Genomic DNA, 25,452 nt, shown 5'->3' on the forward strand with positions numbered 1-25,452 from the left:
GACCGGTCGGACGACATCGGGAACCGGGCATCGGACGCGAACGACCCAGACGACAACGGCGGCGCCGGAGCGATGTGCTCCGGCGCCGCCGCCGAGGAGTCGTCTCTACAGGTACTGGCCGGTGTTCGTCTCGGTGTCGATCGCGCGACTTGCGCCGGCGCTCTTGCCGGTGACGAGCGTGCGGATGTACACGATCCGCTCACCCTTCTTGCCCGAGATACGAGCCCAGTCGTCCGGGTTGGTGGTGTTCGGCAGATCTTCGTTCTCCGCGAACTCGTCGAGGATCGAATCAAAGAGATGCTGAATCCGCAGACCGGATTGGCCGGTCTCCAACTGCGACTTGATCGCGTACTTCTTGGACCGGTCGACGACGTTCTGGATCATTGCACCGGAGTTGAAATCCTTGAAGTACATGATCTCTTTGTCACCGTTGGCGTAGGTGACCTCCAGGAAGCGGTTGTCGTCGGTCTCGTCGTACATCCGTTCCACCACGCGCTCGATCATCGCCTTGACGCACGCAGCACGATCACCGCCGAACTCGTCGATGTCGTCGGGATGGATCGGAAGTGTCGGGACGAGGTACTTGGAGAAGATGTCCATCGCCGACTCGGCATCCGGTCGCTCGATCTTGATCTTCACGTCGAGACGGCCCGGCCTGAGAATCGCCGGATCGATCATGTCCTCGCGGTTGGAGGCGCCGATCACGATGACGTTCTCGAGCCCCTCGACACCGTCGATCTCACTGAGCAGCTGAGGCACGACTGTGGTCTCCACATCGGAGGACACGCCTGACCCGCGGGTACGGAAGATCGAGTCCATCTCATCGAAGAAAACGATCACCGGAGTGCCTTCGGACGCCTTTTCTCGAGCGCGTTGGAAGATCAGCCGGATGTGGCGCTCGGTCTCACCGACGAACTTGTTCAGCAGCTCTGGGCCCTTGATGTTCAAGAAGAACGACTTGGCCTCGCGGGCATCGTCGCCGCGAACCTCGGCGATCTTCTTGGCCAGGGAGTTGGCCACTGCCTTTGCGATCAGCGTCTTACCGCAACCGGGAGGGCCGTAGAGCAGCACACCCTTGGGGGGACGCAGGTCGTACTCCCGGAATAGATCCTTGTGCAGGAACGGCAACTCCACGGCATCGCGGATCTGCTCGATCTGTCGACCGAGACCACCGATGTCCTCGTAGTTGACATCGGGAACCTCTTCGAGCACCAGGTCCTCGACCTCGGCCTTGGGCACGCGCTCAAAGGCGAACCCGGCCTTGGTGTCGATGAGGAGCGAATCACCCGGACGAAGCTTTCGGTTGCCTTCGATCTCGGCGAGAAACGCCTCGCTGAGCGGTTCGGCCAGCCAGACAACGCGTTCTTCGTCAGCGTGCCCGACCACCAGCGCACGGTGCCCGTCGTCGAGCACCTCGCGCAAGGTGCTGATCTCCCCTACGGAGTCGAAATCACCGGCCTCGACGATCGTCAGAGCCTCGTTCAGGCGAACCGACTGACCTCTCTTGAGGGTGTCGACATCGATGTTGGGCGACACGGTGAGACGCATCTTGCGGCCGGACGTGAACACGTCGACCGTGAGGTCCTCGAAGACCGCGAGAAGTACTCCATAGCCGCTGGGCGGCTGACCGAGACGGTCGACCTCCTCGCGTAGGGCGATGAGCTGCTGGCGAGCCTCCTTGAGAGTCTCGAGCAACTTCGCGTTACGCGTGGTCAAGGTGTCCAGGCGGGCCTGGAGGTCGGGGTCCACCGACTTGCCGAGCGAGCCGGTGTCGGAGGTAGGGCCTGCCTTGGCAGACCGGGTCGAGGCCGAACCCCATTCGGATACCGCTGCGGTGTCTTTTTGACCGCTGCTGTTCCGGGGCTCGTCACTGCTGGATTCCGTCATTTCTGACTCCTCTCCCCGAGCCGACTCGTCGCCACCACCGTGTGGTGTTCGTACGGTCGAACCCGTCTCCCGAGGTTACCGGCGAATCGGCAGCCTCGCCCTGCACCTCGCGGACCACGTTGTTGTAGCCATGTTAATTGTGCGTCGCCACAAGGTTTTCCGACGCTACACCACGGCGGGTCCGCCCTTGCTGGGTCGACGGTGTGGGCGCGGCGGGGCCGTACCTTCCGCAAGCCTGCGTGTAGTGATCAAAAAGGCGGTGTGACCTTGCATTTTATGGCCCGGCCGCACAGCGAGCCCGACGACGTGCCAGTCACGGACCAGCGATTCCCAGGCTCTCGGCTCGGTCCAGCACTGCTGCTCTCGGATTGCCTCGACGACCCGGGACAGCTGGGTGACAGTAGCCACATAAATGGTCAGAACACCGCCGGGTTTTAGTGCCCGCTTGATCGTGTCCAACGGTTCCCACGGTGCCAGCATGTCGAGAACCACTCTGTCCACGTCGCCGGTACCAGGGTAGTCGGCCAGGTCGGCGACGGTCAGATCCCAGTTGGGCGGAGGACCGCCGAAGAATTCCTCGACATTGCGAACCGCGTGCTCCGCGTGATCGTCGCGGACCTCGTACGAGAGCACTGTGCCGTGGTCCCCGACCGCGCGCAGAAGTGAACACGTGAGCGCGCCGGACCCGGCCCCTGCTTCGAGCACCGTGCAACCCGGATGGATGTCGCCCTCCATCACGATCTGGGCCGCATCCTTGGGATAGATGACCTGCGCTCCGCGTGGCATCGACAGGACGTAGTCGATGAGCAGTGGCCGCAACGCGAGGTATGGGGTGTTCGATGTCGACGTGACCACGATCCCCTCATCGGCCCCGATCAGGTCGTCGTGGGCGATCCCGCCCTTGTGGGTGTGAAAACTCTTGCCCGCCTCGAGTCGCACGGTGAACTTGCGGCCTTTGGCATCGGAGAGCTGGACACGGTCGCCGACGGCAAACGGACCTGTTGTAGACATTGCGGCGGCGGGCCTCTCTTGATTCGCGGTCGAACATTCGGTCACAGGAGTTGATGGCAAATGAGCGATGATGTCCTTGGTCAGGCATACCCTGCCAGGTGTGAGTGTGAGTACCGAATCCCGCCCCGACGCAGACCCGCCTGTGCGCCCTTCCGGGCACTCTCCGCGGCGGGTGCCCGCTCTCTCCCCCAGCCGGGCGGGTGACTACAAGCAGTGTCCGCTCCTCTATCGGTACCGGGCGATCGACCGACTGCCCGAGGTGCCCACACAGGCTCAGGTGAAGGGCACCGTGGTGCATGCCGCACTCGAGAACCTCTTCGACATGCCCGCCGGCCTGCGGGTACCCGAGTCCGCAGAGTTCCTGGTCGACGGGGCCTGGGGCGCCTTGTGTGAGGAGTCGCCCGAACTGCGTGATCTCGTGCCCGACGATCAGGTCGAGAAGTTCTTGTCCGACGCACACAAACTGATCTCGACGTACTACACGCTGGAGAACCCGACTGCGTTCACTCCGGAGTCGTGCGAACTCCGAGTCGAGGTGGATCTCGTCGCGGACGATGAATCGGACAACGGGGTGCTGCTCCGCGGGTTCGTCGACCGCATCGACGTCGCTCCCGACGGCAGGGTTCGTGTGGTCGACTACAAGACCGGTCGCTCTCCCGGCGAGAGCTTCGAGTCTCGAGCCCTGTTCCAGATGAAGTTCTACGCCTTGGCGATCTACCGCCTGCGCGGTGTCGTCCCGGCACGGCTGCAACTGCTGTACCTCGCCGACGGTCAGTCACTCATCTACACCCCCGACGAGGCCGAACTCAATCGTTTCGCGAAGACTCTGAAAGCGATCTGGAAAGCCATCCAGCAAGCCGGGGCCACGGGCGAGTTCCCGCCCAAGAAGAGCCGGATGTGCCAATGGTGCGACCACAAGGCCCACTGCCCCGAGTTCGGGGGCACCTTGCTTCCCTATCCCGGGTGGCCCAGTGCCCCCGGCGAGACGAGTCACGCGGAAGCTGTCGCAGAGTAGGCCGTTAGAGTCGGTCACGTGTCTGACCAGAGTGCCTACTACCTGCCCCTGGGTCGCGACGGCGATCACGAATACTTCACCGCCACCGAGAACACGGTCAGTGTCTGGGGGGACGAACTCCAGCACGGTGGGCCACCGATCGGATTGCTCGCCCGAGCGCTACTGCGGCACGCTTCCGACCCGAAGCACGACTTCACCCGGATCACTGTTGACATCCTCGGCGCGATCGGCCTGGGCGAGAACCGCGTCGAGACAACGGTGCTCCGGCCGGGCCGCCAGATCAGCCTGATCCAGTCCGAGCTCTCGGTACGTCAGGGCGACGGCTCATTCCGGCCCGCTGCCCGCGCGCAGGGCTGGCGGTTGGCCACCGACCAGACCGGGCCCATCGAGCATGCTCCCCATGGCCCATTGATTCCCGGACCCGAGGAGTTGGAGGGAACCGTCGGTTTCTCCGGACTGGGTCCGCTGACCGGGGACTGGGGTACGAAAGGTTTCGTCGGAACGCTCGAGAGCCGAATGCTGCCCGACAACAGCGGCGACGGGCGCCAGGTGTGGGTCCGTCCATTGCTGCCTCTGGTGGCCGGTGAACAGACCAGCGATGTCGAGAAGTTCTTCACCGTCCTCGACGTCGCGAACGGCGTCGGGTCGCGGCTGGAGTTCGGCAAGTGGTCGTTCATGAACACCGACACCACGGTGCATCTGTACCGGCAGCCCGTCGGTGACTGGACCGGCATCGACGCACGCATGGCCGTGGGAGCCGCCGGCTACGGCCTGACCGGAGCAGAACTCTTCGACGCGTCGGGTCCGGTGGGTCGATCGGCGCAGACGCTGCTCATCCGCCCCATCCCGACCCGATGATGGTGGGTTTCGGTGAGTCCGACCTGCGGGAACGCTCGCCGAAACCGACCAACTCCGGGGTCAGAAGCGGCAGGAGCGGATGTCGGACGCCAAGATCGCCTTGGCGCCGAGCTCCGACAGCTCGTCCATCAGATTCTGGTGTTGCTTACGCGGTACCAGCGACCGGACAGCCACCCAGTTCTCGTCCGCCATCGGTGCGACGGTGGGTGATTCGAGACCTGGCGTGATCTTCATTGCCGCTTCGAGCAGCGACTTCGGGCAGTCGTAGTCGAGCATGACGTAGCGCTGTCCGTAGACCACACCCTGGACGCGGGCGATGAAGCGCTGCGCAGCCTTGGTGCGCTCAGCGCCGGCACGCTGCACCAGAACACCTTCCGAATCGCAGAGCGATTCGCCGAACGCCGACAGCTGGTGCTGCTTGAGGGTGCGACCCGAACCCACGACGTCGGCGATGGCGTCTGCCACGCCGAGCTGGATGGAGATCTCGACGGCGCCGTCCAACCGGATGATCGTTGCCTCGATGCCGCGCGCGGCAAGATCGGCGCGGACCAGATTCGGGTAGGACGTGGCGATGCGCTTGCCCGCGAGATCTGCCACCGTCCATTCCCGCTCGTTCGGTCCCGCATACCGGAACGTCGAGGTCCCGATCCCGAGGGCGAGGCATTCCTCGACGTCGGCGCCGGAGTCGAGAGCGAGATCGCGACCGGTCAAACCGAGGTCGAGCTCACCGGAACCGACATAGATCGCGATGTCTTTAGGGCGAAGGAAGAAGAACTCGACCTCGTTGGCCGGATCCAGAACGGTCAGATCCTTCGAGTCCGAGCGGCGACGATAGCCGGCCTCACTGAGGATCTCGGCGGCCGACTCGGAGAGCGCCCCCTTGTTGGGAACGGCAACGCGCAGCATGGGTGGGTCCTATCGGCAGAGGTTGGGGCAGGTACTGGGGTGGATCGCGATCACAGATGCTTGTAGACATCGTCGGTCGTCAGACCGCGTTTGATCATCATCACCTGAAGCCAGTACAGCAACTGAGATATCTCCTCACCCAGCGCCTCGGACGATTCGTGCTCTGCTGCGAGCCACACTTCGCCGGCTTCCTCGATGATCTTCTTGCCGAGGGTGTGCACGCCCTTGTCCAGGGCTGCGACCGTGCCACTGCCCTCGGGTCGGGTAGCGGCCTTGTCGGTCAGTTCGGCGAACAGTTCATCGAAGGTCTTCACGGTGCCCAATTCTCCCATTGAAGGCAGCCGCGACCTCAGCGAGGGTCAGCCCGACGAGACTTCGACGAGTCGTGCGTCGCGGGCCGTCCGGGACCGGAGCCGCGGAAGGCACGACGATCGCAGCACAACCGGCTGTGGTCGCCGCCTGGGTGCCCGTCGGTGAATCCTCGAAGGCCAAGCAGTCGGCCGCATCGACCCCCAGCAGAGTCGCTGCTCGTAGATACGGGTCCGGCGCGGGTTTGCCCACCGTCACCTCGTCGCCGCAGACCGTCGCCGTGAACCGGTCCCGACCGATCGTGTCGAGTGCCTGCTCGGTCAACACACGTTCGGTGTTGGTCACCAGCGCGAGTGGAATGCCCTCGGCGGCAATCATGTCCAGAGCATCTCGAGCGCCCGGCATCCACGGGATCCCGGCTGCGAACAACGTCGACACCCGGTCGCGCAACCAAGCCCCGCGCCCGCGATAGTCCCTGTCGTCGGCAGGCACTGCGGCCGCCGTGAACACCTTCGTCAGCGCATCGTTCATCGAGTTGCCGAGCGTGGATTCCCGGAGTTCGTGGGTCATCACGATGCCCAGGTCGGCGGCGAGATCGCCCATCGCGATGTCCCAGAGCTTTTCGGAGTCCAGAAGGGTTCCGTCCATGTCGAACAACGCGGCTTTCGGTAGATCGGTCACCCCCACATACTTGCCGACCAGGGACCGTGAACCGAAATCGGTTGTGCGCCGACGTTGAGCTAGCGGTTGCCGGCGCTCCAGGCGAACGGGAGCTCGGTGCCGTTGAGAACGTTCGCACCGATGGCCTGGCTCTTGAAAATCGTCGGATTGTGCACGGAGATCGTCCGCGCGTTGCGCCAGTGGCGGTCGAGCCGCAAGCTCTCCGAGGTGATGGACGCGCCGCCGACCTCGAACAGGTCGTTCGTGGCGCGGAGTACCAGATCGATCACGGTGAGCTGGGCCTGGGCGGCGGCCAGTTCTGCGCGGTCCAGCAGTTCCGGGTCCGCTGCGGTGGTCGCGTCCACCAGCACCTCATCGAGGATGTCGGCGACGGCGAGGACCGCGGTCCGCGCGGTGAACGCCGCAGCAGACAGTTTGCCGATCACCTGCTGGACCAGTGGGTCCTCTCGCGGCAGGTCGGCTGCCGCGTGGGTGTAGGAGCGAGTGCGGTCGCGTACCCACTGTGCCGTGTCGTCGGTCGCCCGCTGGGCGATACCCGCGAGCACGGCCAATTGGACGAGTTGGAGATATGAGGTGGCATAGGTCTTGCCCGCTCCCCCGTACCCCGGGCCGAGAATCCGATCGGCGGTGACGATGACGTCATTGAATTCTGTTGTGCCGCTGGCCGTGAGCCGTTGGCCGAATCCGTCCCAGTCATCGTGCTGGGTGATGCCGTCGGCGTCCGCATCGACAAGGACGGACACACGCTCCCCGTCCTTGTCGGCAGCGACGAGGATGTAGTTCGAATACAGGGATCCCGTGCTGTAGTACTTGGTCCCGCTCAGCACCCAACCGTCGCCCTTGGGGGTGAGCCGCGTCTGGTAGCGGTCGACGGCTCCGACCCCGGGCTCGGTGATGGCGTTGCCGACGAGGACTCCCCCGGCCACCGCCCGCAGCCAGGTGTCGCGCTCGTCGCTCGGTTCGGCGAGCCGCTGGTCCTCGGCGAAGCTGAAATGCACGCGAAGCGCCTGCGGCAGGTTCGATTCGGCGGCGGCGAGGTCGATCAACAGCCGAAATTGTTGACGCACAGAGGCTCCCAGCCCACCGAACTCCACGGGCACCCGTAGGGCTCCCAGTCCGGCCTCCCGGAGTTTGTGTACCTCGTCGTGGGCGAGCCGACGGTCGACTTCCCGTTCGGTGGCACCGCCCGCGATGGCATCGAAGACCGGACGAAAGCGTGCGTCGAGTTCCGCATCGGTGACCGAACCGGCGGTGGCAGCAGTTGTGATTGTCATGGCACGAGTGTTGGTCACGCTCACGTCGAAGGCACCACTTCCGTTCATGGTGAATCCAACTGCGCCGGTATTTCAGGTGTTGAAGTACTTGGCCTCGGGATGGTGCAGCACAAAGGCATCCGTCGACTGCTCCGGATGAAGCTGCAACTCCTCTGAGAGCTCCACGCCGATGCGCTCGGGCTCGAGCAGGTCCATCATCTTCGCCCGATCCTCGAGGTTCGGGCACGCGCCGTAGCCGAACGAGAACCTCGCGCCGCGGTACTTGAGGTCGAAGAAGTCCTGAGCGTTGTCGGGATCCTCGGCGGCCATAGCGGTATCGCCGAAGCGCAACTCCTCGCGAACCCGCTGGTGCCAGAACTCGGCGAGCGCTTCGGTGAGCTGCACCCCGATGCCGTGCACCTCGAGATAATCGCGGTAGGCGTCTTCTGCGAAGAGCACGTTGGCGAAGTCTGCGATCGGCTGCCCCATCGTCACCAATTGGAACGGCAGAACGTCGACCACCCCGGTCTCGATCGCCTCGGATCGTGGTCTGATGAAGTCCGCGATGCACAGGAATCGACTCCGCTGCTGCCTCGGGAACTCGAAGCTGTGCCTGATCGGCGCATCAGGGCGCGGCTCGGTGAGCACGTGGACCGTGTCACCCTCGCTGACCGCCGGGTAGTACCCGTAGACGACAGCAGCGTGCTGCAGGATGTTCTCGGACGTGAGCCGGTCGATCCAATACCGCAACCGCGGTTTGCCGTCGGTCTCGACGAGGTCCTCGTAGCTCGGCCCCTCGCCGGCCCGGGCTCCGCGAAGTCCCCACTGCCCCAGGAACAACGCACGTTCGTCGAGCAGGGTCAGGTACTCCGCGATCGGGACACCCTTGATGATCCGCGAGCCCCAGAACGGAGGCGTGGGAACCGGTAACCCCGCTGCGACATCCGAACGCTCCGGAACCACGACCGGTTCGGCTTCGGCCTTGCGCTTCTCGGCGATCCGCTTCGACCGCTCGTGGCGCTTCTTGCGCTCGGCGGTCTTCTCTGCGGCTGCGATGGCCTCCGGGCTGTCTGGGTCCGGTCCGCCACCGCGCTTGGTCAGCATGATGTCGTCCATCAGCCGAAGACCCTCGAATGCATCACGGGCGTAGTGCACGTCACCCTCGTAGGTCTCGCTCAGGTCATTCTCCACATACGACCGGGTCAGCGCCGCGCCACCGAGCAGGACCGGGTAGTTCGCGGCGAGTCCCCGCGTGTTGAGCTCTTTGAGGTTGTCCTTCATCACCACGGTCGACTTCACGAGCAACCCGGACATACCGATCACGTCGGCGTTCTTGTCCTGGGCCACCTCGATGATGGTCGCGATCGGTTGCTTGATACCGATGTTGACGACTTCGTAGCCGTTGTTCGACAGGATGATGTCGACGAGATTCTTGCCGATGTCGTGCACGTCGCCCTTGACCGTCGCCAGCACGATACGGCCCTTGCCGTCTTCGCCGGTGGCCTCCATGTGCGGTTCGAGATGTGCGACTGCTGTCTTCATGACCTCGGCCGACTGCAGCACGAAGGGAAGTTGCATCTGACCGGACCCGAACAACTCACCAACGGTCTTCATCCCGGACAGCAATGTCTTGTTGATGATCTCCAACGGTGGAACCTCGGTCATGGCTTCGTCGAGATCGTCCTCGAGTCCTGCCCGCTCGCCGTCGACGATGCGCCGTTCCAGCCGGTCGAACAAAGGTAGCTTTGCCAATTCTTGCGCCCGCGACTCGCGCGCGGATGCAGCGGAGACACCCTCGAACAGCTGCATCAGTTTCTGCAGCGGGTCGTAGCCCTCACGCCTGCGGTCGTAAACGAGGTCGAGCGCGATCTCCCGGTGCTCGTCGGGTATCCGGGCCATGGGCAGGATCTTGGACGCGTGCACGATCGCGGTGTCGAGACCGGCCTGCACACACTCGTTGAGGAACACCGAGTTCAGCACCTGGCGCGCGGCCGGGTTCAGTCCGAACGAGACGTTGGAGATGCCCAGCGTGAAGTGCAGGGCGGGATGACGTTCCTTCAGGGTGCGGATCGCCTCGATCGTCTCGATCGCGTCCCGGCGCACCTCTTCCTGACCGGTCGAGATCGGGAAGGTGAGGGCATCGATGATGATGTCCTCTTCTTCCATGCCCCAGTTGTCGACGATGTCGGTGATGAGCCGCTCGGCGACACGGACTTTCCATTCCGCAGTCCGGGCCTGGCCTTCTTCGTCGATGGTCAGGGCCACCACTGCTGCGCCGTGTTTCTTCGCCAGCTTCATGATCTTTGTGAAGCGGGAATCGGGCCCGTCACCGTCCTCGTAGTTCACCGAGTTCACCGCGCAGCGACCACCGAGGTGCTCGAGACCGGCTTCGATGACCTCGGGCTCGGTGGAGTCGAGCATGATTGGCAACGTCGACGACGTCGCCAGGCGGCTGGCCAGTGCGGACATGTCCGCGGCACCGTCGCGTCCCACGTAGTCGATGTTGAGGTCGAGCATGTGCGCGCCGTCGCGAGTCTGATCTTTCGCGATGTCGAGGCACTTCTGGTAGTCCTCGGCGAGCATCGCATCGCGGAAGGCCTTGGAACCGTTCGAGTTGGTGCGCTCACCGATCATCAAGATGCTGGCGTCTTGCGCGAACGGGACGGAACTGTAGAGCGACGAGACCTCGGCTTCGTGCTCCGGCGTGCGCTCGGCCTTGGTGGCATCACGTACCGCCTCGGCGACCTGCCGGATGTGTTCTGGGGTCGTGCCGCAGCAGCCTCCGACGAACGAGAGGCCGAACTCGGAGACGAAGCCGCTCAAGGCGGTGGCCAGCTCCTCGGGCGTCAGTGGGTACTCGGCGCCATTCGGTCCCAGTTGCGGCAGACCGGCGTTCGGCATCACCGAGACCGGGATCCGGGCGTGCTTGGTCAGGTAGCGCAGATGCTCGCTCATCTCCGCGGGGCCCGTGGCGCAGTTCAGACCGATCATGTCGATACCGAGCGGCTCCAGCGCCGCGAGGGCGGCTCCGATCTCCGAACCGAGGAGCATCGTGCCGGTGGTCTCCACCGTCACATGAGCGATGATCGGGATGCGGCGACCCAATTCCTCGAACGCCTGCTGTGAGCCCAGGATCGCGGCCTTCACCTGCAGTAGATCCTGGGACGTCTCGATCAGGATCGCGTCGGCACCGCCGTCCACCATTCCGAGAGCGCATTCTTTGTACGCATCTCGGATCACGCCGAACGTCGTATGACCGAGAGTCGGCAGTTTGGTGCCCGGGCCGATCGAACCGAGGACAAACCGAGGGGTGCCGTCGGCACTGGGACCGAACTCGTCGGCGACCTCACGCGCCAGGTGGGTGCCCTTGTACGCCAGCTCGCGGATGCGATCGGCGATGTCGTAATCGCCGAGGTTCGACAGGTTGCAGCCAAACGTATTGGTCTCGACCGCGTCGGCGCCCGCAGCGAAGTACGCGCGGTGGATCTCCTTGAGAACATCGGGTCGGGTGTCGTTGAGGATCTCGTTACAGCCCTCGAGACCGATGAAATCGTCCAGGGTGAGGTCTGCCGCCTGCAACATGGTGCCCATGGCCCCGTCACCGATCAAGACGCGTTTACTCATGGCGGTGAGCAATCCCGAATCGAATGCTGGTGAAGTGGCTGACGACATGGTTATCAGGGTAGTTCGCTCTCACTCGGTGTTCGGTCGTAGGCTGGTTCAGTGAACGCTGAGCAGAGCGCAAACCTTCCACGCTTGCGCCGCCCCACGCTTGTTGCTGCCTTCGAGGGGTGGAACGATGCCGGCGATGCGGCCAGCGGAGCTGTGGAACATCTCGAGCTCGTCTGGGACGCCGTACCTCTTGCCGAAATCGATTCCGACGACTACTACGACTTCCAGGTGAACAGGCCCATGATCAAGCAGATCGATGGCGTCACCCGAAGGATCGATTGGCCGACCACCTCGATCTCGTACTGTACGCCGCCCGGTGCGGACCGAGACATCGTCCTCCTCCGGGGAATCGAACCGAACATGCGGTGGCGCGGATTTTGCAACGAAATCCTCGGGATCGCCCGTGAACTGCACATTGAGACCGTTGTGATCCTTGCGGCGCTGCTGGCCGACACCCCGCACACCCGACCGGTCCCGGTCACCGGCGCCGCCTACAGCGGCGAGTCGGCCAAACAGTTCAAGCTCGAGGAGAGCCGGTACGAGGGACCCACCGGAATCACCGGGGTGCTCCAGGACGAATGCGTCAAAGCCGGGATCCCGGCGATCTCGTTCTGGGCCGCTGTCCCCCACTACGTGTCCACCCCGCCGAACCCCAAGGCGTCTGCCGCGTTGCTCAGTCATCTCGAAGAGGTCCTCGACGTCGAGGTCCCGCTCGGAGAACTGCCGGAGCAGGCCGAGGAGTGGGAACGGGCAGTGACCGAGATGACGGAAGACGACGAAGAGATCGCGGATTACGTTCGGGGCCTCGAAGAACGAGGCGACGCCGAGGTGAGTGTGGACGAGACCCTGTCGAAGATCGACGGTGACGCCCTGGCAGCAGAGTTCGAACGCTATCTGCGCCGACGCGGCCCCGGGGGCAGCTTCGGGGCGTGATCACCCCGGGTTCGGGTGGTCGGTGAGTACCTGACAATCGGTTCGTAACGCGTCTGCAAGTAGCGGTTCATCAGGCTGCCGTTCACTGACTCCCATGTCCAGTACCCCGAAGTTTCTGCAGGGTGTCTTCTCATTCACCGGCACCGGATTGACCAAGGCAGCCCCCTTGGACCCCTCGCTGGCCTACCAGGTCCCGGCCGGCATGACCGTTCAGCCGTTGTATTTCCGCGGCGGCAACAGCAGTGACGAGTTGGTGTACGTGACACTGCTCCGCGATCAACAGCCGATGCGCTGGTTCCCCATGGGAGCCAAGTCGTCGGTGAACGTCCCTCTGCGAGTCGTCGAAGACGTCGATCCCGACACCCTGCTCGAACTGGTTTTCGCGGCACCCGAGGGATGCACGGGCGAAATAATCGTCGACTTCGGATTTGCGGAGTTCTGATGACGGACCAGGCCCAACTCGACCGCCTCGTCGTCGTCGGAAACGGCATGGCCGGTGCCCGCACGGTCGAGGAAATCCTGTCGCGCGGCGGCGGCTCCCGGTTCGAGATCACGATGATCGGCGACGAACCGTATGGCAATTACAACCGCATCATGCTCTCGCACGTCCTGGCCGGCGAGAATTCGATCGACGACGACGACCTCATGCTCAATCCGATGGCCTGGTATCGCGAGAACAACGTGAGGCTGTTCTCGGGGGATCGAGCGATGCAGATCGACCGATTCGCGAAATCGGTCACCTGCGAGAGCGGCCGCGTCATCGACTACGACACCTTGATCATCGCCACCGGAAGCAACACCTTCTTCCCCAACATGGACGGGCTCCGTGAGCCCGACGGGCGCCTGGCGCGCGGGGTGTTCGGTTTCCGGACCATCGAGGACACCAACGGCATGCTCCAGATGGCGTTGTCGCGTGATGACATGCGCGCGGTCGTCATCGGCGGGGGTCTGCTGGGTCTGGAGGCAGCCTATGGACTGCGCACCCAGGGCATCGACGTCGACGTGGTCCACTCCCCCGGACACCTGATGAACCAGCAGCTCGACGAACGCGGGGGTCGGGTGCTGCGCAACAAGATCGAAGGTCTCGGTGTCGGGGTGTACACGTCCAAACGCACCACCACGGTGCTCCGGAACGACGCCGGAGAGGTTGCCGGCGTGGGTTTCAACGACGACACCTCGCTGCCCGCGGACATGATCGTGGTCACCGCGGGTATCCGACCGAACGTCGAACTGGCCAGAGCCGGCGGACTGGTGATCGAACGCGGCATCGTGGTCGACGACCAGATGCGTTGCGAAGACGAGGGTTCCATCTATGCGGTGGGCGAATGTTGCCAGCATCGGGGCGAGGTCTACGGACTCGTCGCGCCGCTCTGGGAGCAGGCCGTCGTACTCGCCGACGTGCTGACCGGTGCCGATCCCACCGCCGCGTATCACGGTTCGCGTTTGACGACGAAACTCAAGGTCGCGGGGGTCGATGTTGCGGCGATGGGCGTCAAGGGACCAGAACGCGACACCGATGAGTTCGTCCAGTTCTACGAACCCCGCAGCGGCACATATAAATCGGTCGTGGTGCGCGACAACAAGCTGATCGGTGCGATGTTGCTCGGAGACATCAGCAAGGTCAACTTCCTGACCCAGGCATTCGACGACAAGGTGCCGCTGCCCGACGAACGCATCAGCATGTTGTTCGACATGGGTACGCCCAGCGCGGAGACCGGTGCTGCAGAGTTGGCCGATGATGTGCAGGTCTGCAACTGCAACGGCGTCACGAAGGGCGACATCGTGGCCTGTGTGCACGCAGGCGCGAAGACCGTCGGCGACGTGGTTGCCAAGACGAGGGCAGGCAAGGGTTGCGGCTCGTGCAAGGGTCTCGTCGGTGACATCGTGGCGTGCGCGGCCGGCGGCGACCTCGCCGTCGATCCGTCGGCCGACTGGTATGTCCCGGCGATCCCGATGGACAAGCCCGAGTTGATGGCCCAGATCAGGGAACGCAACCTGCGATCGGTGTCGGCGGTCCTGGGCGAACTGGCGCCCGAGGGCGACGACGTGACGGCCAAGATGCCGATCGCGTCGCTGCTCCGCATCATCTGGGGCGCCGATTGGGAGGATGAACGCGGCGCTCTGTTCATCAACGACCGCGTACACGCGAACATCCAGCGCGACGGCACGTTCTCCGTCGTCCCGCAGATGAAGGGCGGCGTGACGAACCCGGCTCAATTGCGACGAATCGCAGACGTCGCGGAGAAATACGACATCCCGATGGTGAAGGTCACCGGCGGGCAGCGGATCGACCTGCTGGGGATCAAGAAAGAGGATCTACCAAAGGTGTGGGCAGATCTCGACATGCCGTCGGGGTATGCGTACGGGAAGAGCTTCCGCACGGTCAAAACCTGCGTCGGACTCGACTTCTGCCGGTTCGGTCTCGACGACTCCACTGCTCTCGGGATCGCCATCGAGGAGAAGTACCAGGGCCTGGAGTCGCCCGCGAAGCTGAAGCTCGCGGTCACCGGGTGTCCGCGAAACTGTGCGGAAGCGCTGTGCAAAGACTTCGGCGTTGTCGCGGTGGGCGATGGGAAGTGGGAAATCTACGTCGGTGGCGCAGCCGGGGCCCACATCCGCAAGGGCGACCTGCTCGCGACCGCCCAGGGCGCCGACGAAGTCATCCGGATCTGCGGCGTGTTCATCCAGTACTACCGCGAGCAGGCGAAGTGGCTCGAACGCACGTATGCGTGGGTACCCCGTGTGGGTATCGACGAGCTCAAGGCGATCTTGATCGACGACCGCGACGGTGTGGTCGACGGGCTGACCGAGCGCATCAACGCTTCGGCTGCCGCGTACACCGACCCCTGGAAAGAACGGCTCGCACCGAAGTCGCCGGCACAGTTCAGCCCGTCGTTGCCGCTTATCAAGCTGCCACTGGTGCCGGTCCGATGAGCGCGCCGACGTCAAGTGTCGTGGGGTCGATCACCGATCTCACCGTTGGCGAGGGCCGCACCTACGTGGTGGACGGTCAGCAGGTCGCGGTGTTCTTGCTGGGCGACGGGACGTTGCGCGCCCTCGGCGCCCGGTGTCCGCATCGGGGCGGTCCGATTGCGGATGGGCAGACCGACGCGACGAAGGTGATGTGTCCGCTGCACCAGTACACCTTCTCGTTCGCCGACGGTGCCTGTACCAACGGCGACATCGAGCCGCTTCCGGTCTTCAAGGCCGAGCTACACGACGGTCGGATCCATCTCTGGGTCTGACCCGTCTCGTTGGGCCCGCGCCGAGCGGGCCCTCCCGCGCACCGAGCGGGCCCTTCCGTGCGCCGAGCGGGCCCTTCCGTGCGCCGAGCGGGCCTCCGTCGACATCGAGTGGGCCTTAGGCCAACGGCCTACGCCCCCATGGCGTCGTAACGGCCCGCTCGCGGCGGGAAACGGCACGATCGACGCTTTCAACGGCACGATCGGCGGCATGAACGGCACGATCGATGGGCTAGGAGATCCGCTCGATCGACACGACCGGGGTGGTGATTCGCCAGGTCCGGACGTCGGGGTCGTCCGCGGCCCGCACCCAGAATTGGGCGGACTCGCCGACGCGGCACGACTTCACACCGAGCAGTGGGATGTCCTCCGAGTCCCGACGGAGCCGGCTCACCGACCAGGACTCATCGTCTGTACCACCGACTCCGGGTGCGCGCAGGAGCGTCATCTCGCCGAAGTCGAGCAGATAGGTCGAGGTGCGGGTCAATACGGTCCACACGCCCTGTGCCGTACCGGGGTCGATCTCCTCAACGTTCGCCACGGTCAGAAACCTTACCGGGACCCGGTCAACGGGACGCCCAGCAACGCGTCGACCGCCGCGGCGATCTCGCGCGGGGCATCGGTGTCCGAACCCAACCCGTCTAGCGCCTCACCGGCCCAGGCGTCAATGGCGGCAATGGCTTTGGGAGTGTCGAGATCGTCGGCGAGGTGCTGGCGCAGACGCTCGATCGTCGCCGCAGACGCCGGTCCGGAGTTGCGGGCCGCGGCACGGCGCCACCGGTCGAGGCGGCTGACGGCGTCGTCGAGAACGCCATCTGTCCATGCCCTGTCCTGCCGGTAGTGCCCTGCGAACAACCCGAGCCGGATCGCCGCCGGGTCGATCTGTGCCGCACGCAGTGTGGAGACGAAGACCAGGTTTCCTCGCGACTTCGACATCTTCTCGCCGTCGAGTCCGATCATTCCGGTGTGCACGTAGTGCTTTGCGAATCGGCGGTCACCGGTCAACGCCTCGGCGTGTGCTGCAGAGAACTCGTGGTGCGGGAAGATCAGGTCACTGCCTCCGCCCTGCACGTCGAAACCGGAACCGATCCGATTCAAAGCTATTGCCGCGCATTCGATGTGCCATCCAGGGCGGCCGGGGCCATGAGGCGAGTCCCAGGACGGTTCCCCGTCACGAGCTGCTCGCCAGACCAGAGCGTCGAGCGGGTCCCGCTTACCCGGCCGGTCAGGGTCGCCGCCGCGCTCGGCGAAGAATTTATGCATCTCCGGCAAGTCGTACCCCGACTCGTAGCCGAACTGTTCGGTTGCGTCGGTCCGGAAGTAGATGTCCGGGTGGTCGGCATCGTCGACGATGTAGGCGGCACCGGAGGCCAGCAGTTTGCCGACCACCTCGACGACCTCGTCCACCGATTCGACCGCGCCGATGTAGTCACGAGGCGGCAACACCCGCAATGCGGCCATGTCCTCACGGAAGAGTTGGATCTCCCGCTGGCCCAGGTCTACCCAATCCATCCCGTCGCGCTCGGCGCGCTCGAACAACGGGTCGTCGACGTCGGTGATGTTCTGGACGTAATGGACGTCGTGACCAAGGTCACGCCAGATCCGGTTCACGAGATCGAACGCGAGATAGGTCGCAGCATGGCCGAGATGCGTTGCGTCGTACGGGGTGATGCCGCACACATACATTGTTGCGGTGGGGCCGGGGACGACGGGACGTACCTGCCGATCAGAGGTGTCGAAAAGCCTCAATGCCGGGCCCCGACCGGGCACGGGCGGAACGACGGTGTCAGACCACGACTGCATGAACACCACCTTAAGGCGACGCCGGCAGCGACCGCTGTCAGGGCTGCCGGAACGCCCGTCGTATCAGAATGCGGGCCAGGGAATCGGCCGGGACCGGTTCGCGTCGGGCATCACCGGATCAGCCACCATCACCATTGCCCGCTCCGTCAGAGCGTCGATCTCGGCGGGCGTGATGAGCTCGGCCAACCGGTCGCGAAGTGGCGACGACGCCTGCTCCAACGTGCGGACCAATCCCTCGACATCGTCGACGAGGTGAGCGGGAACCGGTTGGTTCGCCCAGCCCCACAGCACTGTTCGCAACTTGTCCTCGGTATGCAGGCAGATTCCGTGGTCGACGCCGTAGACCTGGCCATCGAGTCCTTCGAGAACGTGGCCACCTTTACGGTCCGCGTTGTTGATGAGGACGTCCAGGACGGCCATCCGCTGCAACCGCGGATCATCCGCGTGGACCAACGCGACGTCCTCACCACGACCGTCTATTGCAGACAGGATCAGCTTCCAACCTTCGGGAATCAGGTCCGGCGAGCACAGGTCGACCAGATCCAGGCGCGCAGGCAACGTGTCCGCGGGTTCGGGCGTGTCGATCCAACGCTGCACCATGCCGGGTCCGAACTGCCCGTCTCGCAACAGCGTCACCGGTACGACCGACCATCCGAGTGCGTCGGAGATGAGGAAAGAAGCGACCTCACGGCCGGCCAGGGTGCCGTCCGGGAAGTCCCACAGCGGTTGCTCACCCCGAACGGGTTTGTACACGCACCGGACGCGGTCGTCCCCGAGGACGGCGTCGCACACCAGGGTGGCGTTGCTCGCCGAACGGATCTGCCCGATGAGTTCGAGGTCGCCATCGGCGAGGATCTGCGCCACGTCGAGCGGTTCACGCTCGGGCGCTGCTGCACTCACGTGATCGCTACCTGTCCGGCCCCGCGGTCGGACCCTCGTCGGTGTCGTCGTCCCCTTCGAGGCTCGGGTCGTCGAAGAGGTCGGGATCGACGAACTCGAGCGATGGCCCGAACTCGGCGTCGCGCCGGTAGCCGTTGGTGCGGACACAGATGTGGCCGGCCGAATCAAGCGGGTCACCGCACAGAGGGCATGGTTCACGACCCGCTGAGATGACGCTGGACGATCTCGTCGCGAACTCGCGCGCCGCGCCCGTGCTCAAGAACACCCGGACCGCATCTGGCCCGTCCTCGGTGTCGTCGAGGACGACGCTCTCGTCGAACTCACCTTCGGTGATGGCGAGCAGTTCGACCACCACCGCCTCGGACTCCGAATCCCACCCGAGACCCATGGTCCCAACCCGGAACTCGGCGTCCACGGGCATCACGAGCGGACTGAGATCCTCGACCCGCGCGAGCTCCGCGGGCAGCGGTGTACCGAAACGGCGGTGCACCTCCTCGAGCAGCGCTCCGATTCGATCGGCGAGTATCTGTACCTGCTGCTTCTCGAGCATCACGCTGATCACGCGGGTCTCGTGGATCGCCTGCAGGTAGAAGGTCCGGTCGCCGGGTTGGCCGACCGTTCCGGCGATGAAACGGTCCGGACTGCGGAAGACGTGTATCGCTCTGGCCATGGCACCTCCGTTCTTCGAAATTGATTATCCCCATTCGGGGCGGGTTCGCCCACACCATGGACGTTCCGCGACCGGCGCGCCGGAGCCGGGCCTGATTCTTCGTTCAGGTACCGGTGGAACCGCCGACAACGGCTTCGTCGGCTTGTTTGTCTTCGGCTTTGGCCTCGTGCTTCGGCGTCGACCCCAACTTCTGCAAGGTGGACGTGCAGTTCACCGCGTGCACATAGGGCCGCGCGACGCTGTAGCGGACGACACTCATCGATGCGGGCTCCACGACGATCCGCTGGAACGAGTCGAGGTGCATCCCCATCGCGTCCGCGAGTACCGCTTTGATGACGTCGCCGTGCGAGCACGCCACCCACACGCCTGCACCGTCTTCGCCCGAGAACCGGGCATCGAGCTCACGGACCGCCGCCACCGCGCGCGCCTGCACCTGCGCGAGGCCTTCACCGCCGGGGAAGATTGCGGCAGACGGTTGCTGTTGCACGACCCGCCACAGCGGTTCGGACAGCAATTCCTTGATCGGGCGACCGGACCACTGTCCGTAGTCGACCTCGAGGAGCCGCTCGTCGATGATCTCCTCGACACCCAGGTGTTGGACCAGCGGCAGCACCGTCTGCTCGCAGCGTTGTAGCGGCGACCGGACGACGGCCGCCAGGGGACCCGCCGCGGCGATCCGCTCGATCAACGCGGTCGCTTGAGAACGACCGTGGTCGTCGAGATCGATCCCTGGGGTCCGGCCGGCCAGCACACCTGAGGTGTTCGCTGTCGAGCGTCCGTGGCGTAGCAATATGACCGTCACGTATTTCACCTTATGCGGAAGTGCGCACCCGCTTGCGGTGGCGCAGGTCAGAAGGGCGGCAGGAGTGCGCGCACGGCGACCCCCGAGGTCGTCACGTCGCGCTGATGACTCCGCCGGCGAGCAGGCCCATGACCACGATGCCGAGGATCACGCGATATCCCACAAACCAGTACAGGGAGTGGTTCGCGACGAACTTGAGCAGCCAGGCGATGGCTGCGTATCCGACCACGAAGGCGATCACCGTGGCGACCAGCAGTTGGGGTCCGGGCGCCTCCATGCCGTCACCGCTGGGGTCGAACGCATCGGGCAGGCTGAACAAACCGGACGCGGTCACCGCTGGTATCGCCAGGAGAAACGAGAACCGGACCGCTGCTTCGCGTTTGAGGCCCATGAACAGACCCGCGCTGGCGGTGGCGCCGGAGCGTGAAACACCGGGGATCAGCGCGAGACACTGCGCGAACCCCATCACCAGACCGTCCCGTGTGGTCAGCTTCTCGATCGGCCGCTCCTTGCGCCCGAAGTGCTCGGCCGCGGCGATGACGATCGAGAAGACGATGAGCATCGCCGCAACAAGCCAGAGATTCCGGGCACCGGTACGGATCTGATCTTTGAACAGGAATCCCAGGACGCCGATCGGGATGGTGGCGATGATCACGTACCAGCCCATCCGATAATCGAGGTCGCGTCTGGACGCGTCGAACAGGCCACGGAACCAGGCCGCAATGATCCGGACGATGTCCTTCGCGAAAAACACCAGCACTGCTGCTTCGGTTCCGAGCTGCGTGACCGCTGTGAACGATGCCCCGGCGTCGTCCCCGAACCAGATCTCGGAAACGATCCGCAGATGCCCGGACGACGACACGGGCAAGAATTCGGTCAGCCCCTGAACGGCCCCCAAGACGATCGACTGGGCCCAACTCATCGTGTCCGTCACCGCGCAGAGCCTACTGGAATCCGCCGTCCACTCCCCCTCCGACGTATCTGACGAGCCGGATTTCGGCGCAGCGCGCGGGAACCAGCAAGATGGGTCTCATGAATGTGCGTGCAAGAGCTGGCGTGGTGACGGTGGCGGCAGCTGCGGTGGTGGCTGTGCTGGCGGGATGTTCTGATTCCGGGGACACTCCCGACGTCCCGACGATCGCGCCGCAGACGCCGATCGCGGCACCGGTCGTCGAGGCCGGCGCACCTGCCGGCCAGGTCGTCCCCATGCCGGACGCCGGCGGCGCGCTGGCGTACTGCTCGAGTACCGAACAAGTGGCCGTCCTGTCGGCGGACGGCAGGTCGGTGCAGTTCCGCCCGACAGCGGCGCTCTCGACTCCGACGCGCACAGTCGGGTTGAGCGACAAAGCATCCGGGTTCGGAACCTTCGCGAACGGCGTGCTGCAAGTCCTCATTCCCCATGCCCTGCTCAGGGTGAACTCGGCCACCGGCGACGTGGTCAGAACCGATCTGCCGGGAACACCGTTGTCGGCGGTGCTGACCTCCCAGGGTCAGACGTTGGTGGGCAACGACCTCGGCCAGATCGCCGTCGTGGGCGCAGATGGGGGCATTGAGAAAACCATCTCCGGTCTCGTTCGCGTCGATGCCCTCGCCGAGCACAACGGCCAGGTCGTCGCGCTCGACCGGGCGCAGTCGTCGGTGACGCAGGTCGACATCGGCGGCGACGATCTGGGTGTGGCGCTGCGATCCGGCGACGGTGCGACAAACCTCACAGTCGACCATTTCGGGCGTTTCCTGACCACGGACACCAAGGGGGGCGAGTTTCTCGCATTCAGCGGCGACCCGCTCGTCAACAAGTTCCGCTATCCGGTGGCGTTCGGCCCCTACGCCGTAGGCTATGACGACACACACAACCTGGCGTGGGTCGCGACCACCGGCGACAACAAGGTGACAGCGTACGAACTGGCCTCCGGCACCCCGGTCCAGACGCGACAGTTCACGACGGTCGGTCAAGCCGACTCCATGGTGGTGGATCCAGACAGCGGGACGGTTTACCTGCTCTCGGCCCGGGGTGAGGGCCTGCAGGTCATCGACCCCGACCAGCAGTGAGGCGGCATTCGCGGCAGTGAAGGGTGGTCATGGTGGCAGGTAAGCGAACCCGAGGTTTTCCAAGGGAATGGGACATGTCAGCGGATGACTACGAGTACATCCCGCTGCGTCTCCCCCCGGACGTCACGCGCGTCTCGGCATCGATGCGGCTGTCGATCCAGGCGGAATTCGGTGGCTGGGAACTGTCCCGCGTACGCCTGTACGCCGATGGCAGCCGAAAAGTACTGCTCCGCAGACGACGTCCGCGGCTGGCGTCGACCGATCAGCCGAACACCGAGATGAGCGCATGATGGATCCGCTGTACCGGCGGCTCTACGGCGCGCTGCTCGCACTGATGTTCCGAATTCCACCCGAACGGATCCACCGGGCGATGGCGCGGTTGATCAGCTGGGTGGGCCGGGTCAACCTGCTGCGCGCACTCGTGGCTCGTGTGCTCGTCGTCGACGATCCGGTGCTGCGTACCCGCGTCTTCGGTATCGACTTCCCCGCCCCGCTCGGGCTCGCCGCCGGGTTCGACAAGAATGCCGAGGCCGTCGACGCGTGGGGCGCCCTTGGCTTCGGTTTCGCCGAGGTGGGCACGGTCACCGGCGAGCCACAGCCAGGAAATCCGGCGCCGCGTCTGTTCCGGCTGCCGCAGGACAGGGCACTCGTCAACCGGATGGGTTTCAACAACCACGGCGCCGGTGCCGCGGCCAATCTGCTCAAGCAGCGGAAAGCGACCACCACGATGGTGCCGATCGGCGCCAACATCGGAAAGACGAAGGCTGTTCCGGCGAGCGACGCGGTCGCCGACTACCTCATCAGTGCGCGTCTGCTCGCGCCACTCGCCGAGTTTCTCGTGGTGAACGTCAGCTCACCGAACACCCCCGGACTTCGCGACCTGCAGGCGGTCGAATCGTTAAGACCGTTGCTCGGAGCGGTTCTGGGCGCGGTCGACATCCCCGTACTGGTCAAGATCGCACCGGACCTGGTCGACGAGGACATCGACGAAATCGCCGACCTCGCACTCGAGTTGGGCCTCGCCGGCATCGTCTGCACGAATACGACGATCAGTCGCGACGGACTCGTATCAGCGCCCTCGGACGTCGAACGTTATGGCGCAGGCGGGTTGTCCGGTGCACCCCTTGCGGATCGCTCACTCGAGGTGCTGCGTCGCTTGTACGCACGAGTCGGTACCCGTATGGCATTGATCAGCGTCGGTGGGATCGAAACGCCCGAGCAGGCGTGGGAGCGCATCTGCGCAGGCGCTTCCCTGATCCAGGGCTATACCGGATTCATCTACGGAGGTCCGTTGTGGACCAAGCAGATACACCGAGGACTCGCGCAGCGGGTACGAGACGCCGGTTACGGTTCGATCTCCGACGCCGTGGGTAGCGCAGCAGCGAAACGGTAGGCTCACAAACCCAGCCCGTCCAGGCGCAACCAGGTGCTGCAACACCTGGTTCTGCCTGAACGAGCTGGGTGTGTGGTTCAGTCCGAACTAGTCGCCGTCGGGACGCTCATAGGTGTTGGTGATGATGGCCCGCGCGATTGCGTGCGAGAACAGGTTGAACCCCAGGTACGCCGGTGTCGCGCCGTCGGGCAGACCGAGACTTTCGACGTCCACCGCGTGCACGACCGTGTAGTAGTAGTGCACGCCGTGACCGGGCGGGGGCGCAGCTCCGATGAACCGCGGCAGAGACGCGTCATTGTTGAGCGCCACCGCGCCAGAGGGCAGCGCGCCCTCGGACCCGTCACCGACACCTGCAGCGAGGGAGGTCACCGAGACCGGGATGTCTGCGACGGCCCAGTGCCAGAAACCCGAGGCGGTCGGCGCTTCGGGGTCATAGACCGTCACCGCGAAACTCTTGGTCTCCTCGGGGAATCCGGACCAGCTCAACTGAGGCGACACGTCTTCGCCGCCTGCGCCCATGATTCCCGACACCTGGGGGGTGGTGAGCGAGGAATTGTCGGTGAGGCTCTCGGAGGTGAGGGTGAACGTGGGCAGAGAAGGTAGTGCGTCGTACGGGTTATACCTCGACATCGTTGTTCGCATCCTTTCCGTAGGTGACCACTTCATGATGCGTGAGTGGCCGCGCTGGTGCACCGGTTCAGCTGTGTAGCAGAAAATGTTCGAGAACTTCTGTCCCGAACAACAACGATTCGACCGGTACCCGTTCGTCGACGCCATGAAACAGTGCGGCGAAGTCGAGGTCGGTCGGCAACTTCAAGGGAGCAAACCCGAAGCACCGAATACCAAGTCGGGCAAAGGCTTTGGCGTCGGTTCCACCCGACAACATATAAGGCACGGTCCGGCCCTGCGGATCGTGGGCCAGAATCGCGTTGTTCATCGCATCGACGAGGTCACCGTCGAACGTCGTCTCGTACGAGTCCAGCTTTGTCACCCATTCCCGGGTGACCGCCGGTCCGATGAGTTCATCGACCTCGGCTTCGAACGCCGCTTGCCGGCCCGGCAGCACCCGGCAGTCGACGACAGCCGTGGCGGTCTGCGGGATGACGTTGGCCTTGTAACCGGCCTGCAGCATCGTCGGGTTGGCAGTATCGCGCAACGTTGCCCCGATGATCCTCGCGATGCTGCCGATCTTGAACAGCACGGTCTCCAGATCCGGGGTGTCGGGATCGAGTTCCAGACCGGTCTCCTCGGACACCGCCGCAAGGAACTGGGACACCGATTCGGTCATCACGAGCGGGAAGCGGTGCTTACCGAGTTTCGCCACCGCTTCGGACAGGATCGTGACGGCGTTGTCCTCGTGCAGGAAGGAACCGTGGCCCGCGGTGGCCGTTGCGGTCAGCTTCATCCACGCGATGCCCTTTTCGGCTGTCTCGACGAGATAGAGCCGCTTCTGGGTGCCGTCGGGGCGGTCGACCGTCAGTGAGAACCCGCCCACCTCTCCGACGGCCTCGGTGACACCTTCGAAGAGATCGGGGCGGTTGGCGACCAGCCAGTGCGACCCCCACTTGCCACCCGCCTCTTCGTCCGCCAGGAACGCGAACACGATGTCGCGAGGCGGAACAGTGCCCTGTTGCTTGAACTGACGAGCAAGCGCGAGCGCCATCCCGACCATGTCTTTCATGTCGATGGCGCCACGGCCCCAGATGTAGCCGTCTTTCACCGAGCCCGAGAACGGGTGCACGCTCCAGTCGGCGGGCTCCGCCGGGACCACGTCGAGGTGGGTGTGGAGCAACAGTTTGCCGCGACCGCGATCGGCTCCGGGCAGCGTCGCGAACACGTTGCCGCGCCCGGGCTGACCCGACTCCAGATACTCGGTCTCGAAACCGACCTCCTCGAGTTGTTGCTGCACCCAGCGGGCGCACTCGGCCTCGCCTTTGGTGGTCGCGAGTTCGCCCGTATTGCTGGTGTCGAATTGAATCAGCCTGCTGACCAACTCGACGACTTCGTCGGTGGCACGCTTTGCTTTGTCGTTCACCTGCACATTCCTATCACCACAGCAGGTCACGCG

General features: G+C 64.6%; 24 protein-coding genes. 9 read left to right on the forward strand and 15 right to left on the reverse strand.

The features are described from left to right. Positions 1–105: 105 nt before the first annotated feature. On the reverse strand, positions 106–1,887 hold the full coding sequence (gene arc / locus J3S28_RS06155; protein ID WP_207838819.1) for a proteasome ATPase: 1,782 nt from the start codon (positions 1,885–1,887) through the stop codon (positions 106–108). A gap of 165 nt (positions 1,888–2,052) precedes the next feature. Then, the gene (locus tag J3S28_RS06160; protein ID WP_207838821.1) at positions 2,053–2,898 is read right to left on the reverse strand and encodes a tRNA (adenine-N1)-methyltransferase; all 846 of its coding nucleotides are present in this window, start codon (positions 2,896–2,898) and stop codon (positions 2,053–2,055) included. A gap of 70 nt (positions 2,899–2,968) precedes the next feature. On the opposite strand from J3S28_RS06160, the gene J3S28_RS06165 reads away from it, so the two are divergent. After that, positions 2,969–3,913 (forward strand): RecB family exonuclease, encoded by a 945-nt coding sequence (locus J3S28_RS06165; RefSeq protein ID WP_207838823.1) that lies wholly within the window; start codon positions 2,969–2,971, stop codon positions 3,911–3,913. Between the two features lie 18 nt (positions 3,914–3,931). After that, positions 3,932–4,771, forward strand: coding sequence for a thioesterase family protein (locus J3S28_RS06170; protein WP_207838825.1), 840 nt, complete (start codon positions 3,932–3,934; stop codon positions 4,769–4,771). 60 nt (positions 4,772–4,831) lie between these two features. Here J3S28_RS06170 and hisG read toward each other — a convergent pair whose 3' ends face one another. The 5 genes from hisG to metH form a co-directional block, all read right to left on the reverse strand. Beyond that, positions 4,832–5,677 carry an ATP phosphoribosyltransferase gene (gene hisG, locus J3S28_RS06175; RefSeq protein ID WP_207838827.1) on the reverse strand — a complete coding sequence of 282 codons (846 nt, stop codon included), beginning with the start codon at positions 5,675–5,677 and terminating at the stop codon, positions 4,832–4,834. A gap of 50 nt (positions 5,678–5,727) precedes the next feature. Beyond that, positions 5,728–6,009: a phosphoribosyl-ATP diphosphatase gene (locus J3S28_RS06180; RefSeq protein ID WP_206186764.1), complete on the reverse strand. Its 282-nt coding sequence runs from the start codon at positions 6,007–6,009 to the stop codon at positions 5,728–5,730. Continuing rightward, positions 5,975–6,667, reverse strand: coding sequence for an HAD family hydrolase (locus J3S28_RS06185; RefSeq protein WP_372435948.1), 693 nt, complete (start codon positions 6,665–6,667; stop codon positions 5,975–5,977). The genes J3S28_RS06180 and J3S28_RS06185 overlap by 35 nt, the downstream gene beginning before the upstream one ends. A gap of 59 nt (positions 6,668–6,726) precedes the next feature. Continuing rightward, entirely contained in the window at positions 6,727–7,941 is a 1,215-nt protein-coding gene (locus tag J3S28_RS06190) for an acyl-CoA dehydrogenase family protein (RefSeq protein WP_207838832.1), read from the reverse strand. Positions 7,942–8,013: 72 nt separating this feature from the next. Beyond that, the gene (gene metH / locus J3S28_RS06195; RefSeq protein ID WP_207838834.1) at positions 8,014–11,592 is read right to left on the reverse strand and encodes a methionine synthase; all 3,579 of its coding nucleotides are present in this window, start codon (positions 11,590–11,592) and stop codon (positions 8,014–8,016) included. Between the two features lie 51 nt (positions 11,593–11,643). On the opposite strand from metH, the gene J3S28_RS06200 reads away from it, so the two are divergent. The 4 genes from J3S28_RS06200 to J3S28_RS06215 all read left to right on the forward strand — a co-directional run bounded on the left by J3S28_RS06200 (position 11,644) and on the right by J3S28_RS06215 (position 15,770). Further along, on the forward strand, positions 11,644–12,525 hold the full coding sequence (locus tag J3S28_RS06200; RefSeq protein WP_207838836.1) for a PAC2 family protein: 882 nt from the start codon (positions 11,644–11,646) through the stop codon (positions 12,523–12,525). A 94-nt stretch (positions 12,526–12,619) separates the two neighbouring features. Beyond that, positions 12,620–12,967, forward strand: a complete 348-nt coding sequence (locus J3S28_RS06205; RefSeq protein ID WP_207838837.1) for a molybdopterin oxidoreductase — start codon at positions 12,620–12,622, stop codon at positions 12,965–12,967. Then, positions 12,967–15,459, forward strand: a complete 2,493-nt coding sequence (nirB, locus tag J3S28_RS06210; protein WP_207838839.1) for a nitrite reductase large subunit NirB — start codon at positions 12,967–12,969, stop codon at positions 15,457–15,459. The genes J3S28_RS06205 and nirB overlap by 1 nt, the downstream gene beginning before the upstream one ends. Continuing rightward, positions 15,456–15,770, forward strand: coding sequence for a Rieske (2Fe-2S) protein (locus J3S28_RS06215; RefSeq protein ID WP_207838841.1), 315 nt, complete (start codon positions 15,456–15,458; stop codon positions 15,768–15,770). The genes nirB and J3S28_RS06215 overlap by 4 nt, the downstream gene beginning before the upstream one ends. A gap of 229 nt (positions 15,771–15,999) precedes the next feature. On the opposite strand, the gene J3S28_RS06220 is transcribed toward J3S28_RS06215, so the two are convergent. From J3S28_RS06220 to J3S28_RS06245, 6 genes are all read right to left on the reverse strand, one after another. After that, entirely contained in the window at positions 16,000–16,308 is a 309-nt protein-coding gene (locus J3S28_RS06220; protein WP_084836915.1) for a hypothetical protein, read from the reverse strand. Positions 16,309–16,319: 11 nt separating this feature from the next. Continuing rightward, complete coding sequence (gene mshC, locus J3S28_RS06225) at positions 16,320–17,570, reverse strand: cysteine--1-D-myo-inosityl 2-amino-2-deoxy-alpha-D-glucopyranoside ligase (RefSeq protein ID WP_207838843.1); 1,251 nt, start codon at positions 17,568–17,570, stop codon at positions 16,320–16,322. 63 nt (positions 17,571–17,633) lie between these two features. Beyond that, positions 17,634–18,470, reverse strand: a complete 837-nt coding sequence (locus tag J3S28_RS06230) for an SCO1664 family protein (RefSeq protein ID WP_207838846.1) — start codon at positions 18,468–18,470, stop codon at positions 17,634–17,636. Positions 18,471–18,477: 7 nt separating this feature from the next. Continuing rightward, positions 18,478–19,140 (reverse strand): DUF3090 domain-containing protein, encoded by a 663-nt coding sequence (locus J3S28_RS06235; protein ID WP_207838849.1) that lies wholly within the window; start codon positions 19,138–19,140, stop codon positions 18,478–18,480. A 103-nt stretch (positions 19,141–19,243) separates the two neighbouring features. Beyond that, positions 19,244–19,942 (reverse strand): MSMEG_4193 family putative phosphomutase, encoded by a 699-nt coding sequence (locus tag J3S28_RS06240; protein ID WP_207838852.1) that lies wholly within the window; start codon positions 19,940–19,942, stop codon positions 19,244–19,246. A 91-nt stretch (positions 19,943–20,033) separates the two neighbouring features. Beyond that, positions 20,034–20,876 carry an undecaprenyl-diphosphate phosphatase gene (locus tag J3S28_RS06245; RefSeq protein WP_207838855.1) on the reverse strand — a complete coding sequence of 281 codons (843 nt, stop codon included), beginning with the start codon at positions 20,874–20,876 and terminating at the stop codon, positions 20,034–20,036. 98 nt (positions 20,877–20,974) lie between these two features. Here J3S28_RS06245 and J3S28_RS06250 point away from each other — a divergent pair, with 98 nt between their 5' ends. The 3 genes from J3S28_RS06250 to J3S28_RS06260 all read left to right on the forward strand — a co-directional run bounded on the left by J3S28_RS06250 (position 20,975) and on the right by J3S28_RS06260 (position 23,384). After that, positions 20,975–21,991, forward strand: coding sequence for a YncE family protein (locus J3S28_RS06250; protein WP_207838858.1), 1,017 nt, complete (start codon positions 20,975–20,977; stop codon positions 21,989–21,991). Between the two features lie 74 nt (positions 21,992–22,065). Continuing rightward, positions 22,066–22,281 carry a DUF5703 family protein gene (locus tag J3S28_RS06255; protein WP_372435949.1) on the forward strand — a complete coding sequence of 72 codons (216 nt, stop codon included), beginning with the start codon at positions 22,066–22,068 and terminating at the stop codon, positions 22,279–22,281. Further along, positions 22,278–23,384, forward strand: coding sequence for a quinone-dependent dihydroorotate dehydrogenase (locus J3S28_RS06260; RefSeq protein WP_207838862.1), 1,107 nt, complete (start codon positions 22,278–22,280; stop codon positions 23,382–23,384). Before J3S28_RS06255 ends, J3S28_RS06260 begins: the two co-directional genes overlap by 4 nt. Positions 23,385–23,471: 87 nt before the next feature. On the opposite strand, the gene J3S28_RS06265 is transcribed toward J3S28_RS06260, so the two are convergent. Together J3S28_RS06265 and J3S28_RS06270 are read right to left on the reverse strand one after the other, a co-directional pair. Continuing rightward, positions 23,472–24,014, reverse strand: coding sequence for a YbhB/YbcL family Raf kinase inhibitor-like protein (locus J3S28_RS06265; RefSeq protein ID WP_207838864.1), 543 nt, complete (start codon positions 24,012–24,014; stop codon positions 23,472–23,474). A gap of 67 nt (positions 24,015–24,081) precedes the next feature. Beyond that, positions 24,082–25,419, reverse strand: a complete 1,338-nt coding sequence (locus J3S28_RS06270; RefSeq protein ID WP_207838866.1) for a M20/M25/M40 family metallo-hydrolase — start codon at positions 25,417–25,419, stop codon at positions 24,082–24,084. Positions 25,420–25,452: the final 33 nt, after the last annotated feature.

It is taken from the genome of Williamsia soli, from assembly GCF_017377795.1.
GTDB lineage: Bacteria > Actinomycetota > Actinomycetes > Mycobacteriales > Mycobacteriaceae > Williamsia > Williamsia soli.

What these genes read in the sequence shown, in the direction of transcription:
- J3S28_RS06215 (WP_207838841.1), top strand. Translation starts at nt 15,456, where the DNA reads ATGAGCGCGCCGACGTCAAGTGTCGTGGGGTCGATCACCGATCTCACC.
- J3S28_RS06260 (WP_207838862.1), top strand. Translation starts at nt 22,278, where the DNA reads ATGATGGATCCGCTGTACCGGCGGCTCTACGGCGCGCTGCTCGCACTG.
- J3S28_RS06190 (WP_207838832.1), bottom strand. Translation starts at nt 7,941, where the DNA reads ATGACAATCACAACTGCTGCCACCGCCGGTTCGGTCACCGATGCGGAA.
- J3S28_RS06255 (WP_372435949.1), top strand. Translation starts at nt 22,066, where the DNA reads ATGTCAGCGGATGACTACGAGTACATCCCGCTGCGTCTCCCCCCGGAC.
- metH (WP_207838834.1), bottom strand. Translation starts at nt 11,592, where the DNA reads ATGTCGTCAGCCACTTCACCAGCATTCGATTCGGGATTGCTCACCGCC.
- J3S28_RS06160 (WP_207838821.1), bottom strand. Translation starts at nt 2,898, where the DNA reads ATGTCTACAACAGGTCCGTTTGCCGTCGGCGACCGTGTCCAGCTCTCC.
- hisG (WP_207838827.1), bottom strand. Translation starts at nt 5,677, where the DNA reads ATGCTGCGCGTTGCCGTTCCCAACAAGGGGGCGCTCTCCGAGTCGGCC.
- arc (WP_207838819.1), bottom strand. Translation starts at nt 1,887, where the DNA reads ATGACGGAATCCAGCAGTGACGAGCCCCGGAACAGCAGCGGTCAAAAA.
- J3S28_RS06205 (WP_207838837.1), top strand. Translation starts at nt 12,620, where the DNA reads ATGTCCAGTACCCCGAAGTTTCTGCAGGGTGTCTTCTCATTCACCGGC.
- J3S28_RS06165 (WP_207838823.1), top strand. Translation starts at nt 2,969, where the DNA reads ATGTCCTTGGTCAGGCATACCCTGCCAGGTGTGAGTGTGAGTACCGAA.
- J3S28_RS06265 (WP_207838864.1), bottom strand. Translation starts at nt 24,014, where the DNA reads ATGTCGAGGTATAACCCGTACGACGCACTACCTTCTCTGCCCACGTTC.
- mshC (WP_207838843.1), bottom strand. Translation starts at nt 17,570, where the DNA reads ATGCAGTCGTGGTCTGACACCGTCGTTCCGCCCGTGCCCGGTCGGGGC.
- J3S28_RS06250 (WP_207838858.1), top strand. Translation starts at nt 20,975, where the DNA reads ATGAATGTGCGTGCAAGAGCTGGCGTGGTGACGGTGGCGGCAGCTGCG.
- J3S28_RS06235 (WP_207838849.1), bottom strand. Translation starts at nt 19,140, where the DNA reads ATGGCCAGAGCGATACACGTCTTCCGCAGTCCGGACCGTTTCATCGCC.
- J3S28_RS06180 (WP_206186764.1), bottom strand. Translation starts at nt 6,009, where the DNA reads ATGGGAGAATTGGGCACCGTGAAGACCTTCGATGAACTGTTCGCCGAA.
- nirB (WP_207838839.1), top strand. Translation starts at nt 12,967, where the DNA reads ATGACGGACCAGGCCCAACTCGACCGCCTCGTCGTCGTCGGAAACGGC.